The organism is Bradyrhizobium zhanjiangense (genome assembly GCF_004114935.1).
In the GTDB taxonomy this organism is placed as follows: domain Bacteria; phylum Pseudomonadota; class Alphaproteobacteria; order Rhizobiales; family Xanthobacteraceae; genus Bradyrhizobium; species Bradyrhizobium zhanjiangense.
This window is the reverse complement of sequence record NZ_CP022221.1, coordinates 2,560,804-2,577,340: the sequence shown is the minus strand read 5'-3', so window position 1 is coordinate 2,577,340 and position 16,537 is coordinate 2,560,804. Positions and strand designations below refer to the sequence as shown.

Annotated in this window: 10 protein-coding genes and 2 pseudogenes; 2 read left to right on the top strand and 10 right to left on the bottom strand. The window is 57.0% G+C overall.

The features are described from left to right. Positions 1-61: 61 nt before the first annotated feature. The 9 genes from XH85_RS12145 to XH85_RS12105 form a co-directional block, all read right to left on the bottom strand. A complete protein-coding gene (locus XH85_RS12145) occupies positions 62-1,366 on the bottom strand; it encodes an LLM class flavin-dependent oxidoreductase (protein WP_128932028.1) in 1,305 nt (434 codons plus the stop codon). A 978-nt stretch (positions 1,367-2,344) separates the two neighbouring features. Next, on the bottom strand, positions 2,345-2,866 hold the full coding sequence (locus XH85_RS12140; RefSeq protein WP_128932027.1) for a type 2 periplasmic-binding domain-containing protein: 522 nt from the start codon (positions 2,864-2,866) through the stop codon (positions 2,345-2,347). 590 nt (positions 2,867-3,456) lie between these two features. Next, on the bottom strand, positions 3,457-4,698 hold the full coding sequence (locus XH85_RS12135) for a M24 family metallopeptidase (protein ID WP_128932026.1): 1,242 nt from the start codon (positions 4,696-4,698) through the stop codon (positions 3,457-3,459). A gap of 377 nt (positions 4,699-5,075) precedes the next feature. Further along, entirely contained in the window at positions 5,076-6,257 is a 1,182-nt protein-coding gene (locus tag XH85_RS12130; protein ID WP_208758109.1) for an ABC transporter ATP-binding protein, read from the bottom strand. 68 nt (positions 6,258-6,325) lie between these two features. After that, a complete protein-coding gene (locus tag XH85_RS12125) occupies positions 6,326-7,138 on the bottom strand; it encodes an ABC transporter permease (protein WP_128932025.1) in 813 nt (270 codons plus the stop codon). 9 nt (positions 7,139-7,147) lie between these two features. After that, a complete protein-coding gene (locus XH85_RS12120) occupies positions 7,148-7,972 on the bottom strand; it encodes an ABC transporter permease (protein ID WP_128932024.1) in 825 nt (274 codons plus the stop codon). Between the two features lie 97 nt (positions 7,973-8,069). After that, on the bottom strand, positions 8,070-9,125 hold the full coding sequence (locus XH85_RS12115; RefSeq protein ID WP_164940750.1) for an ABC transporter substrate-binding protein: 1,056 nt from the start codon (positions 9,123-9,125) through the stop codon (positions 8,070-8,072). Positions 9,126-10,277: 1,152 nt separating this feature from the next. After that, entirely contained in the window at positions 10,278-10,598 is a 321-nt protein-coding gene (locus XH85_RS12110; protein ID WP_128932022.1) for a 2Fe-2S iron-sulfur cluster-binding protein, read from the bottom strand. Between the two features lie 2 nt (positions 10,599-10,600). Further along, on the bottom strand, positions 10,601-11,704 hold the full coding sequence (locus tag XH85_RS12105; RefSeq protein ID WP_208758108.1) for a cytochrome P450: 1,104 nt from the start codon (positions 11,702-11,704) through the stop codon (positions 10,601-10,603). A gap of 729 nt (positions 11,705-12,433) precedes the next feature. On the opposite strand from XH85_RS12105, the pseudogene XH85_RS12095 reads away from it, so the two are divergent. Next, positions 12,434-13,614: pseudogene (locus tag XH85_RS12095) on the top strand (IS3 family transposase). Between the two features lie 197 nt (positions 13,615-13,811). Here the strand turns inward: XH85_RS12095 and XH85_RS12090 are convergent. Further along, positions 13,812-14,919: pseudogene (locus XH85_RS12090) on the bottom strand (IS630 family transposase). A gap of 132 nt (positions 14,920-15,051) precedes the next feature. On the opposite strand from XH85_RS12090, the gene XH85_RS12085 reads away from it, so the two are divergent. Beyond that, positions 15,052-15,811, top strand: a protein-coding gene (locus XH85_RS12085) for an IS5 family transposase (RefSeq protein ID WP_128932020.1) whose coding sequence is annotated in 2 segments (ribosomal slippage) — positions 15,052-15,386 and positions 15,385-15,811 — 762 coding nt in all. Because the reading frame shifts where the segments join, the coding sequence is not laid out codon by codon here. The last annotated feature ends 726 nt before the right edge of the window (positions 15,812-16,537 follow it).

Genomic DNA, 16,537 nt, shown 5'->3' with positions numbered 1-16,537 from the left:
CTTGTCAGTGTTATTTAGACTCGCGAAGATTGTCCCAACAACGACGCCCCAGAGGACGTCATCATTTCGCAAAATGCGGTGGCCGCTCGACACCCAGGTAGTCTCGCAGGGTTCTGCCCTCGTAGTCTTCGCGAAACAATCCGCGGCTCCTGAGAATCGGTACAACCTTATCGACAAAGTTTTCGATCAGTCGTGGCGAGAAGGGAAATATGAGCGCGAAGCCGTCACAAGCGCCGCTCTTGAACCACGCTTCGAGGTCGTCGGCAACCTGCTCCGCCGTGCCAACCACCGGGCGATGTCCTTTGCCCATGTTGACGATGTCTCGCAGTTGTCTGATCGTCATTTTGCGCCGCCGCGCGAGTGATTGAAGCGCCTGCTGAGTTCCCGCCGACCTGGTCGAGAGAGGCAGTTCCGGCACAGGGCCGTCAAGTTCATACTGACTCATGTCTGTGCCGAGACGGTCGGAGAGCAGACGCATTGAGGCATGCGGATCCGCCATTGCGCCGAGCTGCGCTACAAGTTCATATGCCTCGCGCTCGGTGTCAGCGACGATAACCGAAATACCAAGCATAAGCTTGATCGAATCGCGTGGCCGGCCAGCAGCTTCGGCGCAAGCGCGCAGCTTGTTCGATAAGGCAACGGCGTCCTCTTGGGTTTGTCCGTGGGCAAACACTGCGTCTGCTGTGGCCCCGGCGAATTCAACGCCGCGATCGGACGCTCCAGCCTGGAAGATTACAGGGTAACCTTGCGGCGGACGGCTCGCATTGAGAGGCCCTTTCACCGAGAAGTATTGCCCCACATGATTCAGCGTGTGCATCTTGCTCGGGTCCATGAAGACGCCGCTCTGGGGGTCAGCGACCAAGGCATCGTCTTCCCAGCTATCCCACAGCCCCTTGACAACTTTGAGGTACTCCTCAGCTAGAGCGTAGCGCTCGGCGTGTTGCAGGTGCTTGTTAGCGGAAAAATTCGCCGCCGCCTCGGGGTGGAATCCACTGGTGACGATATTCCAGCCGATTCGCCCGTTGCTAATATGATCCAGCGACGCCAACATTCGCGCCAAGTTGTACGGCTCCGAGTAAGTTGTCGAGACGGTGGCAACCAAACCGATCCGCTCAGTCACTGCCGATAGAGCGCCGAGTAGGGTGAGTGGCTCGAGCCGCGCCACGGCTTCCGGTTCGCGATCCGCGCCAGAGTAGACGGAGTCCGCCAAGAAAACGAAGTCCAACTTGCCGCGCTCAGCTGTCAAAACATTATGCGCTACTAGTTCAAATTTCTCCGCCCGAGAGTTAGCCCCCGGAATACGCCATCCGCTGGTGGAACTGCCTACTACTTCCGAGATATAACCGATATGCATTTTCGCTTGCATGGTGTTTTCTCCTTGAAGGTCAGGCGAGTCCGATGGGAACCGAGAGTTTAGGCGTGTTGGCGCCATAACGACCGCGAAAATTAGCCAAAAGCTGAAGAAATCCTGCAAAACAGATTGTTTGATCGGCCTGATCCATCGGGGTGCGGCCCGCCCCTCGATTTGCGTCAGATCCGGTTCGGCACGCGCAAATGCTTACCTTTAGGTCACGCGGTCAGCCTATGTGCCACAGGGCGTATCATCGCGCTTGAGAGGCCAAATGTTTCGTCGGCCAACAGGCTTCGATCCGACGACCTCGTCCTCGGACCAAGGCGGCAGTCCAACATATGTGAGAACCATTGAGGCGTGGATCGCGACGGAGAAGAACGCAGCTGCCGCCAAGCGACAAAGGACCGGCCGCCCGACATCCCTACCCCACCCACTTGGGACAATTCAAACCGCGTGCGACGATACGCGTTGCCGGTACAATCGCCACAACGTCGCGTCAGGTTGAGGCTGCCCACGACACGAAGTCCGTGCGGACAATCAGATTCCATTGCAAACAGGCACGTCCGGGTTTCAGCCATGCGGAACTCGGAATAGTTGATTGACGGGCCTCGAATTATGCGAGCCGTCCATCGACGATGTCGGATCCGCCGCGCAGCGCGGGAACGCCGAGTTGTCATTCTGCAAGCGAGCCTGAACGTCTGGCCGGAGCGTATAGGCCTTATTCGGCGAGCCCTTGACGACGACGTTCATGGCTTTGGAAAGTGTGACCTGATAAGGAGAATGCGAGCGGCACTCCCCCCGGGCTCCATTGTCGGTTTTACTCGACTGGGAAAGGTAATGCTGAACTCGACTTGGCCAGTCTGCAGAAGAGAGGTGGATTGGGTAGCATTAGACGACTAGGTGGCGATGCTTGGCTTGATTTTGTCGACCAGCCTGAAGGCCCGATCTAATTTACATCCAAAGGATACATTTGCTTTGGAGTCACCCCGTCGGCTAGCAGCGCTGCCTCCCGTTAGGTTTCTTGCGAAGTGCGCGGCGGCCTGAAAACTTCTTTATGTCGTAGAAATCGCCAAAGGTGGCTGGATGTTTTTCGGGGCCAAATCTGTTCGGATCCCGTCCAATACCTTCAGTATAGAAATATTCGGGAACCGTATCGCCAGTCGGTCGAACGGCTAGATCGTTCAAATCAAACGGAGAGGGGTCAAGCTTTTCCCAGAACCTCTGCTTCGACCCAAAGGCAGCCTCCGCGTCGGTGCAGCTATAAACGTCAATTCCGATATTGCCCGTAAGCTGCATAGCCTTGATTTTATCGATGCCGGGGCTGGGGACGAGCGAGACATTGATACCCACTTCATCGGCGAACGGCTTCGTGACGTTCTTGGTATAAGCTTCCTGGAAGCTCCCGCCTAATCCAGTGACCGTCAATGAATTTGACTCGGCGGCCGCAGCCCAGGTCTTGAGGCCACCATCGGCGCGGCAACCATTCCGACCGTTCCGGCGAGCAACCTGCGGCATGAAACTCTCTCAATGCGCTTGTTCATGGACTATCCTTTGATAGGCACTTACGCTCCACCAAACCATAGCAAGGGGGGACGCATGATTTTATCAAAAATTCTGGCGTTGGAGCAGAGGCCGCCGCCGCGCCGTCGTGCATTGTGCCGGAATACAACGCGCTTAGGCCCGATGTGCAATCATCTCAACGTTGAGCTGCGATCTTTCGGTTCGGCCAACGGACCGATTGAACAGGGGCCGTGGATGAGAGGTGCCGAATCCCAAGAAGTTGGTTGCGTGACCGAGCGGATTTGACTTTATCATCTTACGCGCTCCCGAATGCGAGTGGAGTCGACGTTCCTTCCAGTTTACACGTCGCTTCAAACTCCGGCTGATGCTTTTCGATAAGCAGTATTCTATTCTCTGCATCGACCTCTGTATTCACTCGATGCGCTAAAGCTTGTTGAAGTGCATGTTTTCTCCGCGAGGTCGGCGCGCTCATTCTAGTCGCCTAGCATGTCCGTCGCCGTGCCAATTAACGCAGCGACCCTCACCGTTGCGATACGCTCAACAACTTGCGAGGAGGCTGGCTGAAAACCCGATGCATATTGTCGTTAGTCGAGCAGACACTCCTCGAAGGGATAAGTCGAAAGGAGCTCGTAGCCCCCCTCCACCAAAAGGACCTGCTGCTCGAGTTTAACACCGTCGCGCTCGCCGACAGCTCCGACGTAACTTTCGACGCAAATCACCATCCCGGCCTCCAGCGTCCCTTCATAGGGTTGCGGTTTGCCGAACACCTGATTGACGCGCGGATACTCATCACACATTCCACATCCATGGATAGACAAGGTGTAAGCATTGGGGTGGTACTCCTCCGGCAGGACCAAGGCCTTCTGCTGGAATTCGTGGAACGTGATCCCGGGTCTTACCAATGCGAGATTGTACTCGATCTCCTTCATTGCCAAGCCATAGAGTTCCTTCTGCCTCTTCGTGGGCTTGGCCGGTCCGCAGTGAAACGTGCGCGATATGTCTGCGAAATAACCGAACGGACCGATCATGTCAGTATCGAAGCCGACCAGATCGCCCGACTCCACCTCTCGTTGAGACGCTTCCTGGAACCACGGATTGATGCGTGGACCTGACGCCAGCATGCGGCCGTCATGCCAGTCGCCGTTATTGGCCAGGTTCGTGTAGTTGAGCAGACCCCACAACTGCACTTCGGTAACCCCGGGGCGGATTGCCTCCTTCATTTTTGCAATGCCGAGCTCCGCAACACCGATAGCCCATCGCATGCAAGAAATCTCATCAGCCGATTTGATTAGTCGCGCCTCTTCAGAGATGGCTATCCCGTCAATCACCTCTAGGCCTCGCTGGAGCAAGGCTTGCGTGACGCTGGGATTAATATATTCCACGGCCACCCGCCTGTTATCGGTTCCGATCTCAGCGAGATAGGATACGACATCGTTTGCGAGCTCGCGGGCTGCGCCAGTGAGTTCATATCCGGCGTTAAAGAAGGAAATTGCACGTGCCTTTCGACATTCGTCTACCATGGTCAGCTTACTTGGATTGTAATCGCCGTGGATGACGATCGGACCTTCGACGGGCACGAATAGGTAGGTAAAAGGCATATGCGACTGAAGGAGTCCCCACACACGGTAGTCGACCGCATAGCGAAGGCTAATTGGATTTACAAAGATGCACATTGATGCGCCGGCTTTGCGCAGCGCGCCGCGTATGCGTTCAACGCGATAACCATACATACGCTGCATGTCGATTTCGGGCATCTGTCTATATTTTCGCAGATCGCTCCAGACGTCGGCGGTGACGAATTGGTCGGGGATCGTCGCTTGTGACATTCAATTTGCTCCTTCAAGATGCAGGCAGCGGGCTTGCCTCGAAGCAGCCGGCCAGCAACGTTATAAGGGCGAGGTCATCGAAAAACTGCGGAGTTTTGGTCGATTGGACGAAATTCTGCGAAATGGACGGGTGAACTAGCCGATCTGAGTGATCGCAATGATGGGCAGCGTATCGGACATCTCGCAAAATGTCAGGTGCACGCCCTTATACACAGTGCTCGCTGCATGCGCAGAATAGGCGCTCGCGAACAAATAAATGACAACCGCAAATGCGACGCCTGACCGATCGGCTCTTAGCCATAGTTGGCGTTAGGCCTGGAAAATCCAGCAAGCAAATGATCGGGGATGAACACAGTCATTTCGTCGTGTACGGAACGTTACTCCTTGAGAACGACCATATCGGTGGGTGACCAGCATAGCCGAACTGGTGCGCCGGGCTGGACCCTGGATTCCGCGCGTTCGGACATCATCTTGGCAGTGATGGTCAGACTATTCTCGACCTTGACCGTCACGCGGGTCATGCCGCCGACGAACGAGACGCTGGCGACCTCGCCGCTCAGGTCATTGACGCCGTCAGCAACGGTGTCATGGGCCCCCGCGAGGCGTATTTTTTCGGGCCGTACCATCAATGTGAGCTCCGAACCCTCATCCCACGCGCCGGCTGGAACGGCAATGGACCTGTTACCAGTCATCGTAATCCGTCCGCCGCCTGTCACGCGCCCGCAGATCAGATTCGATTCGCCGATGAACTCTGCCACGAAGCGGTTGCGCGGCTCGAAGTACAATTCGTCCGGCGTCCCCAGCTGCGCGATCCGGCCCGCGCTCATCAGACAGATACGATCGGACATGTTGAGCGCTTCTTCCTGATCGTGGGTGACGTAGATGATGGTCGTACCCAACTCATTGTGGAGACGCTTGATCTCACCCTGCATCTGCTCGCGCAGATTCTTGTCAAGCGCTCCCAGCGGCTCATCCATCATGATAATGGCAGGCGAATAGACTACGCAGCGCGCGATACCGACACGCTGCTGCTGACCGCCCGACAATTGGCGCGGCTTGCGATCCTCAAACCCCCGCAGGCCGACACGTTCGAGCGCCTCTGTCACTTTGGCGCGGATTGTGCTGGTCGGCTCGCGCCGCACACGCAGCGGATACGCCACGTTATCGAATACCGTCATGTGCGGCATCAGCGCGTAATTCTGAAACACCATGCCGATCCCGCGCTCACGCGGTGGCATCTGGGTGATGTTGCGTCCGTCCAGCAAGATAGCGCCGGTGGTCGGTGCGGTCGCGCCGGCGATCAGGTTGAGCAAACTGGTTTTGCCGGAGCCCGACGGGCCTAGCAAGGTCAGGAACTCGCCCTTGTCCACGCTGAGATCGGTCGGATGCAGCGCGGTCACCGAACCGTATGTCTTCGATATGCCGTTCAATGCGATTGCGTGCGCAACCTGGCCACCGAGAAAGCTACTTGTTTTCATCCCGGTCATTCCTTCGCCAACACTGCTCGAGCGGCGCGAGAATGTCTGCTCTTGTCGCTGAACTTCTTCAATGGTTTGCACTCGATACATCGCGCTGATTGCATCCTCTGATACTGGATATTAACCGATGGGCTTGCCGGACCAACCTGTCAGGTCTCGACCGGCGTCCCTTTCCTTAAGGCGATCGCGACAATGCTGACCACCAGCGAAACCATCGTCAGCAAGGTAGCGACAGCGGCGATCACGGGCGAGACCTCCCATTCGAGAGCGGTATACATCTTTACCGGCAGGGTGATCGTTTGCGAACCAGCCAGGAACCAGGAAATGATCACCTCGTCGAAGGACAGCAAGAACGCGAAGAGCGCGGCGCTTACCAACGATGGCACAAGCTGTGGCACGACCACGGTCAGGAACATGCGGATCGGCCCGGCCCCCATCAGTTCGGCGCCGAATTCGAGATTGCGGTCCAGCTTGTTGACCCCCGCCACAACCATGACGACGACGTATGGCAGCGTGACCATAAGATGGCCCAATACGATGGAAAGCGTCGTCGTGCTGATCCCCAAATAGGAAAAATAGAGGAAAAGACCGAGCGCCGTTACGATGGTGGGGACGATGAGTGGGCTCATGATTACGCCGGTAACGAGCGCCTTGCCAACGAAGTCATTGCGCGCGATCCAGTATCCCGCCGGAACGCCGGCCAGCATTGCCAGCGTCATGGCCGTTACCGCAACCTTGAGGCTCTCAAACAGCGATGCCAGCCAGGTTGGAGAGTGGAAGAAGATATTGAACAGATCGAAGGAGTACTCCTTCGGCGGGAAGGTCAGCGCGTTTGTCGGGCCGAATGCCATGGGGAACGTCACCACGATGGGCACGAGCAGAAACAGATAAATCGCTACGGCCAAGCCGGTGCCCATAGCCCGATAACGGCGCGAAAGCGGATCGTGAATCGTTTGGGACATGTGCGCCTCCTAGACCTTGCGCCGGCGCCAAACCGCAAGGGGTGTTGCGAAAACAATAGCCATGGCGAACAGTATCACGCTGATGGCCGAGGCTTTGGGCCAGTCCAAGATCTGTCGGTTGTAGAAGTCGACAAGGTTCGACAGCATCTCATCATGCGGGCCGCCGAGTAGCGCCGGAATTACGAAGGCCCCCAAGCACATCACGAAAGTGCTCAATAGGCCAGCGAACAGGCCGGGCAAGCTCATGGGAAGAGTAACCGTCCAGAAGATGCGGGCGGGCTTAGCACCCATGATGGCAGCTGCGCGATAGATCGCGCCGTCGATGGCAAGCAGACTGGCCAAGACCGGTAGAACGATAAGCGGAACCAGAAAATTGGTCATGCCGACGAGAAGGCCGAAAAGATTGAGCACGAGCGGCAGTTCGATTTTCGTCTGCAGGATCCAACTCAGAACATTGTTGATGATCCCGTTACGCCCAAGAATAATCGTGAACGCGAAGGCTTTGACCAGGATGCTGGTCCAGAACGGGAGCAGTACGAGCACCATTAAAAAAGCCCTGCGCCGCGGTGGCTGGCGGGCAAGATGTAGCGCGACGATGAAGCCCAGGAGCAAGCTCAAAATTGACGACAAGCCAGCGACATAAAGCGTCCTAGCCAGCGTTTGCCTGAACAACGCGCTGGTCAGAACTGCGCCGAACGCATCCAGCGACAGAGCGGATCCATTGACGCTGGTGAAGAGGACATACAAGAGTGGGGGCAACACAATCGCGACCCCAATCATGGTGGCCGGCGACATGAATATTGCCTGCGCACGCAGACTGCTGATGCGGGTCATGGGCCGTCCGTACGAGTCACGTGAGAGATCAAAATTAAGGCTCGCTGATTGCGCTCCCGAAAGGGTTGACCGAAACCCTTTTGGCAGCAACAGGCCATCAGTTCGAGAGCCATTCCAGGTAACGGCGATTTACAGCTTCGAAGTTATCCGCCCAGTAGTCAGCGCTAACAACAAGGCTATTAGTACTATTCAAGTCGGGCTGCCATTTGCGGGCATCGGGCAGCAACATCGTCGCCGCCTTCTTGGACACCGGAGCTGCGCCTACCACGTCCTCGAACCGCGCCAAGGTTTCCGGGCGAAGAAAGTAGGCGATCAGCTTCTTAGCCGCATCCTGGTTCAAGGCCCCCTTTAAGATTGCAAGGCCCAGGGCATCGGTGACGGTCTGCTTGAAGGAGAAGTCCAAGGGCGTCCCGCCCCCAGCATCATGTGTCGCCTTGGCCCGATTGCTTTGCACAATGCTGAAATCAACCTCGCCTGTCTGGAGCAAGGTGATCGGCTGAGGAGCGGTTTGCGCCCATACAACATTCGACTTGATCCGGTCGAGCGCCTTGAAGGCGCGATCCAGATCCAGAGGGTAGATGTCCTTGGGCGCCACGCCGTCGCCGAGAAGCGCCACTTCCAGCATCGAGTCGGGTCTTTTGCGGAGGCTGCGACGCCCCGGGTATTTTTTCAGATCGAAGAATTCGGCAAAGTCGGATGGATATTTTCCGGGGCCATATTTCTTCGGGTCAAAACAGATGCCCTGGGCAACGAGCTCGTACAAGACATAGTCGCTCGCCGGCTGGATCGTCAAATCCTGCAGGTCAAACAGGGTCGAATCGAGTTTTTCCCAAAGGCCCAGCCTGGATCCGGCAGCGCATTGGGCGCTCACGCCTAGCCAAATGTCTATTTCGACATTGCGCGTGAGCTGCATGGCCCTGACTTTATCGAGACCGGGGACCGGAACGTTGTCTACCCTGATGCCCGTCTCCTTGGTGAAGGGATCGAACACTGCCTTCACGCAAGCGTCTTGATAAGATCCGCCGTAGTTCGAGATCACGATCCTGTCGGATTTGGCCGCGGCGCGTTTGGCCCCCAGCACCATCGGCGCCGCAACGATCCCCGCCACGCCGGCCAACATGGAGCGCCGCGAAATATTCAAATCGCTCGTCATGCACTGTCCTCTCCCTTGCGATCCGAGTTGAATGCCTTCCCGGTCACACGATCCATGTGCCAATCGCGCGACAATCGAACCGAACAACGTCGAACAAGATTCAGTCCTCGCAGCAACTCGTTCGCATCTCCCACTTCCGCCACTCTTCATCTGAGCGCGCAGAACAGAGTCTCTGCCGCGGTTGGCCAGCGATATTGCCAACCAGTGAGCGATTACATGCAACCTGCATCCTAGAGGGACGACGAATTGTTAGCGTCAACTAGCTTGGGTCATAAGGACCAAACGGCCTTGGCAAATGCTGAAAAAGACCAAGGACCGCCAATCTCGCCTTTGTTTGTACAAACCCCGCGTGTCGCTTGCCACTTCCGTCATTTTCCCGCCTCGTGCTGATTAGCTGCGGGGTGCAACTCGCAACGCTGAAGTCCCGTTTGATCGCAGGGCGCAATTGTAGCCGTACCCTCTCTGTCTCTATTTCCTGTGCACACATTATCGTGAGACCAGAGCCGAAATACGCATGTGCGGATCTCATTTCCGCTGAAATTCTGCATTCATGGTCGGCATTCTTGCGATTTCTGAGTCTAAGATATTTGGCTCAGGCGATGACCAACATAGCCGCACTTGCGCTCCCGGCCGGAACCTTGATCCGCGGGTTCAAACGTTGTCTTGGCAGGAAGGTCAGTTATTGTTGGTGGAGCGGCAGTTATTGACAAAGCAATATTTGGGCTCATTATCAAGGCGTGCTGAGTGCGTCCGAGGCATCTTCCATCATGGATTCTCCCGCACAGCGCAACGCGGCCTTTGACATCGATCGCGTAGTCGCCGTCATGAGGGTGGTCGCCGCCGACGTCGCAAAATACTGTCCACCCGGCCCGGCCACCTTGGCGAGCTCCGTGCGTTGTAGCCGACCTCGTCGGCGAGTATTCTCGGCGTAACCGGCGCCGCTTATCGCCTGCCCAGCCCAAGAAGGCAGGCAACCTAGCCAACCACTACAAGCTAGGCGATGCTCGGACCATCAAACGGACTGCCGACCTCGAAGTTCGTAGTGTATTGCACTGCTGCACACGCCTGCACATCGCCGGGCCAACGCTCACGTAATGCCGCCGACGATATCTGCATGTCAGCGACGACGAGAACATGACGTGCGGCTGGCACTTAGGTAAACGCGGCGCCAGGTGCAAGCGTTACAGTGAGGCCATCCAACTCTTTGGTCAACTCAATCTGACATGAAAGCCGAGAACTATCTTGGCGCAGCTCAACGACATCCAACATTGCAGATTCGAACTCGTCGGCAGGCTTGAGTTTTGCCCGCCATGCCTCGTCGACGTATACGTGACAAGTTCCGCATGAAGCACACCCGCCGCATTGTGCCGTTAGATCCAACCCCGCATCCCGAATCGCATTCATGAGCGTCGGAGCGGACACGTTATTAAGCGCAAGCAACCCGCCTTTCTGATCGTAAATCTTGACGTTCATTCTTAGAAAACCACATGTTGAGGACCGAAGGAGCGGTGGGAGAAGCCGCGAAACTGAGGCGTCTCCTTCCCTTGATCAAGGTAAAAATTCGGAAGACGGATAATAAGCGCCTTCAGGCTCTCTCGTATTTGGAGTCTGGCCAGGTGCATACCCACGCAGATTCGCGTACCGACGTTAAATGCGAGGTGATCGGTGGGCGGCCTTCTATTCAAATCGATCATATGGGGACAGGCATAGTGCTCGGGATCGCGATTCGCGGCAGCGTGCAAGAGCATAATCCGATCGTTCTTTTTTATCGCCGAACCTGCGAGCGACAGGTCGCAACTGGCAAGCCTGAATCGCCACTGCAGTGATCCCAAGAGCCGCAGTACTTCCTCAACAAAAGCATTGAGAGCGCCTTGTTGATCAATAGATACCGCTTCGCGCACGACGGGATTAGACAGCAACAGATAAGTTGAATTGGCGATAGCTTTCGTGGTGGTCTCTCCCGCTCCGAGCGCCATCTCTCGCACGATTGAAATAACGTCCTCGACCCCGACTTCACCGTAATCTGTCGGAGCATGGGTCCATACCGCGCTGATGAAATCGTCGCCACGCCTCTCCCGTCGGTCGACGACAAGCGGGAGGAAAACCTTGTTCAGCTCATCTGAGGCGTGTTTAGCCTTCCTTGCCAGTTCATCATTGGGGTACCCCATGCCGACCCAAGCGACGATATCGTCATGCCATTGAGAGATATTGGCCATAAGCGCGTCGTCCTTCCAGGGAAGCCCGAAAAGTGAAGCCATGACCCGCGGCGGTATTGGGATGGCAAACTCATTTATGAGCTCGGCATGCCCTCGGTTAGCGAAACGGTCAATAGCGTCATTGACGACCGGAAGAACATGCTCGGTACGGTACCGCGGCATTGCGGCAGGGCCCAGAAGTCTTAGAGACAGCCGCCGCATGCGAGCATGCTTCTCTCCAAGAGACTGCCCGACCGATGTCTTGCCGCCCGCGATTTCGGACGCAAGAGGCCCCTTGTCGGCGGCGAGGATGATCCGATAGGTGCTCTCGTCGGACTCAACCGCCCTGCAGAGATCGTAGCTCAACACAAGCCAGCAATTCATTCCGGGATCCCAAACGATCGGTCCCCTTTTCCGTAAGACCTCATAAGCTGGAAATGGATCACTGTTGGCGAGCGACAGTATGGACCACTCTACGGAACCAGGTGATATCGAAGCAGTACTCATATCGGGTCTCTTTCCGAAATCATCCCGCGAGGATATACGACCTGCGACGCAGAATATCTGCGAAAAGCCGATCATGGTCGCAGAAATTCGCAGAACAACTGTTGATCATGGAACCGGTCTAGACAGTATTCCCGATTACGCCCAACGCTTCCGCTTCCGCCATGCCTGTCGATTTCGCCAAGGCAGGGTCACCGTAGAGGTCTCGGACGACTTGTTGGAAATCGGCTCCTAATCCAGCAGACAATCGACTCAGGATTCGATGAACAACGTAACAAGCGGATCGGGACCAACCTGACGTGACGAGTGGCCATGCACACGTCTGTCGAAAACCGTTCCGGAGGGAAGCAGGTTTGCTGCATAAAAGGAGTCACCCGGTTTAAAAAGACGAGAGCTTCCGTCCTGTAGAATGATTTCCATTTGGCCCCCGAGGATAAAGACCCACAAAGGGCTGCCCGGACAATGAAACGCGGAACTAAAGCCGACAGGACTTTGACGCAGCTGATAGTTTTTGCACGGGAATGGTGGCGACTTCCGAACATCGGTGACCTTGCCCCTCAGGCTTAATCCAGGTTGAAGTTCGCTCTGGCCCAAGACAAGGACCAGAGCATCAAGCGCAGCCGCTTTTCGGAAGAGCAGATCATCGGGATTTTGAAGGAGCACGAGGCTGGCGTTTCGGTTGCCGATCTGTGCCGGAAGCACGGCGTCAGTGATGCCAGTATCTACAAATGGAAAGCCAGGTTTGGCGGGATCTCGGAGGCCAAGCGGCTGAAGACGCTGGAGGACGAGAACACGCGGCTGAAGCGGTTGCTGGCTGATGCCATGCTGGACAATGCAGCGCTGAAGGACTTGTTGGGAAAGAAGTGGTGACGCCCGCGGGAAGCGGAAAGCTGTCGCGCATCTCGTGGATGCCCACGGGATGAGCGAACGGCGGGCGTGTAAAGCCATCGGCTGTTGCCGCATGACCATCAGATACCAGACGTCCCGGGCGGATGATGCCGCCCTGCGCCAACGCATGAGGGCGCTCGCCCAGGAGCGCCGTCGCTTCGGCTATCGGCGCCTGCATGTTCTGCTCAAGCGGGAGGGCTATCGGATTAACCACAAGAAACTCTTCCGGCTCTACCGGGAAGAGAGGCTCGCGGTTTGTCGCCGTGGCGGCCGCAAGCGGGCGATCGGGACCCGAGCGCCGATGACAGTGCCGATGGCGCCGAACGACCGCTGGTCGCTCGACTTCGTCTCGGATCAGCTCACCGACGGCCGCCGCTTCCGCATCCTGACCGTGGTCGATGATTGCACCCGCGAGTGCCTGGCGCTTGTGGCCGACACCTCGCTCTCGGGCGCCCGGGTCGCGCGGGAACTGGACCGGCTGGTGATGGAACGGAGCAAGCCCAAAATGGTGGTTAGCGACAACGGTAGCGAGTTCACCAGCAATGCCACCCTGACCTGGGCCGACCAGAGCCGCGTCGCATGGCACTACATCGCGCCGGGCAAGCCCATGCAGAACGCCTTCATAGAGCTTCAACGGCCGGCTGCGGGATGAATTGTTGAACGAGACGCTGTTCACGTCGCTGGCCCAGGCCCGCGTCACGCGTGGATTCTGGCGGGTCGATTACAACAACGCACGACCACACTCGCAGCTCGGATGGAAGACCCTGTCGGAGTTCGCCTTCACCTGTCATCCGCGCCGGGATCTGGCGCTGCGCTATGCCGAAGGCTCCGCGCCAGCTCCCGTCGCTCCCACCGCCCAACCGGGCAAATCCAAACACCGGGGCGAACTCAAAACTGGATAAAACTTGGGGGCAAGGTCATCGGTTAAGCCTTCGGTCAGATCTATCGTCTCTTCTCGAAAACGCATATGGCCATCGGCTTCGGTAAAGAGAATGATCTTTGTGAGCGCGCTCATTATCCGCTCGCGGTGATTTGGTTAGGTTTCGAGAACAGAAACGTCGCAACACTTTCAACGCGCTCTGCTGCTAGTCAGGTGAATCTAAAGTTCGCCACATAAAGTCTGCTGGACTTTATGGCAGAAGCGTTTGACGGAAGCCACAATCTGTTCAGCGGACTTGGTCCATTTGAAGGGATTCGGGTTGTTGTTGTGCAAGTCGATGAAGGTACGGATGTCGGCCTCGAGCTGCCTGACGGAGGTATGAACACCTCGCTGGATCTGCTTTCTGGTGAGTTCAGCGAACCAACGCTCGACCTGATTGATCATGACGCGGAAGTCGGCGTGAAGTGGACATGATAGTGCGGCCGGCGAGCGAGCCACGCTTTGAGCTTGGGTGTCTTGTGGGTGGCGTAGTTGTCCATGACAATATGGACAGCGAGCTCCTCAGGGATTTGAGCGTCGATCTCTTTGAGGAACTTCAAGAACTCGACCGCCCGATGGCGCTTGTAGCATTTGCCAATGACAAAGCCGGAAGCGATATCGAGCGCGGCAAACAGCGTGGTCGTACCATGCCGCACATAGCTGTGCGTGCGACGTTCCGGCACCCCAGGCATCATCGGCAAGACCGGCTGCTCGCGAGCGAGTGCCTGGATCTGGCTTTTCTCATCGACGCTGAGGACAACGGCTCGGTTCGGTGGGGACAGGTAAAGCCCGACAATATCGCGCACCTTATCGACAAATAGCGGATCGCTCGACAGTTTAAATGTCTGGCTGCGGTGCGGCTGCAAGCCGAACGCCGTCCACATTCGGCGGATCGTGGTGTCAGAAAAGCCAGTTTCCGCAGCCATCGAGCGGATCGACCAGTGCGTCGCGTCGCGCGGCGTCGTACGCAATGTCCGCTCGATTACCTCAGCAACCTGGTCGTCGTCGATGGTTCGAGGGCAGCCAGGGCGGGCTTCGTCAAGCAGGCCATCACAGTGATCTTCAAGAATCGGCGGCGCCACTTGCCAACGGTGTGTTCGTGAAGGCCGAGTTCGGCAGCCACAGACTTGCTTGGCAATCCATCCGCGCATCGCAGGATCGCGCGGCACCGCTCAGATAGCGACCGGGCAACATGATGACGACGAACTTGCCTTTCCAAGTACGTCCGCTCCTGCGGACTAAGCACCAACGGCGCGATCGGCCGGCCTCGCACACCTGCATCCGCCACTATCGCCCTCCTCTCTAGAGATTCGAACAATCAACTAATGCGACGAATTTGCGTTCCAGATGACTAGGGTCTGTACCTAATTAGCGAACTCTGATTCCCTCGCAGCTGGTTGATTCCACGCGGGGAACTTCGATGCGCAAAGGACTGTTCTGGCTCAACGACAAGCAATGGGCTCTGATAGAGCCGCATCTGCCAACGAACCAGACCGGACCGGTGCGCGACGACGATCGACGCGTCATCAGCGGTCTCATTCACATGCTTCAGTGCGGCGCACGCTGTCGCGATTGCCCGCCCGACTATGGTCCGTACACGACGATCTACAATCGTTTCAATCGCTGGGCCAAGCGCGGACATTGGCGGGCGATCTTTGAAGCGCTCGCCCGCTGCGGCAAAGACGGCGTGACTTTGTCCATCGACTCCACCACGATCAAAGCGCATCGCTCGGCGAGCGGCGGAAAAGGGGGAGCATGAACAAGCGATCGGCCGCTCGCGCGGCGGGCGGACCACGAAAATTCACGCGCTGAGCGACCCTGACTGCAGACCTTGCGCATTTCATCTCACTCCAGGCCAGGACGCTGATATTGCCGCAGCGCCAACCCTTTTGGAACTCGCGCCACCCATGTCTGCCCTCATTGGCAACAAAGGGTACGACGGCGACGGCTTTCGAGCCGAAATCGTCGATCGTGGTGCCAAGCCCGTCATTCCAAACAAATCCAACAGGGTCACTCTCCACAGCTTCAGCAAACGCGCCTACAAGGGGCGCAACGTCATCGAGCGCTGTTTCTGCCGCCTCAAGGATTTCAGGCGTGTCGCAACTCGCTACGACAAACTAGCCAGGAACTTCTTGGCTGCCGTCCATCTCGCCGCCATCGTTGCCTATTGGATCAATTGAGTCCGAGCCCTAGATCGCCTGCCTGTAAGATCAGAGGAAGTTTGGGGTTGAAATGAGCTGATTCAGGGACTTCGCCAACCGAAGTCCTGCGTTCGTGCACCAGTTTCCGCTCGAAATGTTCGGAAGACTATCGTTGGTAGCCCCGGTGGAACGCAGTCGCCGCAGCCTCCGGCTGCAATCCGCTGGTGACGACATTCCAGCCGATTCGTCCCTGGCCGATATGATCCAGCGACGCCAAGGATCGCGCCAAGTTGTAGGCTCCGAGTAGGTCGTGGAGGTGGTGGCTACCAGACCGATCCGCTCAGTCACCGTCGATAGAGCGCCGACTCCGGTGAGCAGCTCGAGGCGTATCACGGCTTCCGGTTCGCGATCCGCACCGCTGTACACGGCATCCGCCAAACAACTAAGTCCAGCTTGCCGCGCTCCGCGGTCAAGGCATTGCGCGCTACCAGCTCAAACTTCTCGCCTGGAAGTTGGCGCTCGGGATACGCCACCCGCTCGGGTGGCTGCCCACGACATATAGCCGATACACATGCCTTCGCGTGGTACTTTTCCTCGGAAGCACCGATCGTTTCTGCAACCTAGCTAGGCCTACCAAGTGAGGTCGCAAGGAACTGGAATAGTTGCGACCGAAAACGAAGACCTCCCGCACGACGAGTTTTCTTGATGTGTTCCATCACTAGGGTTCTGAACGAATGAGGTCGCCATCATCTTGCGCGGCGTAGA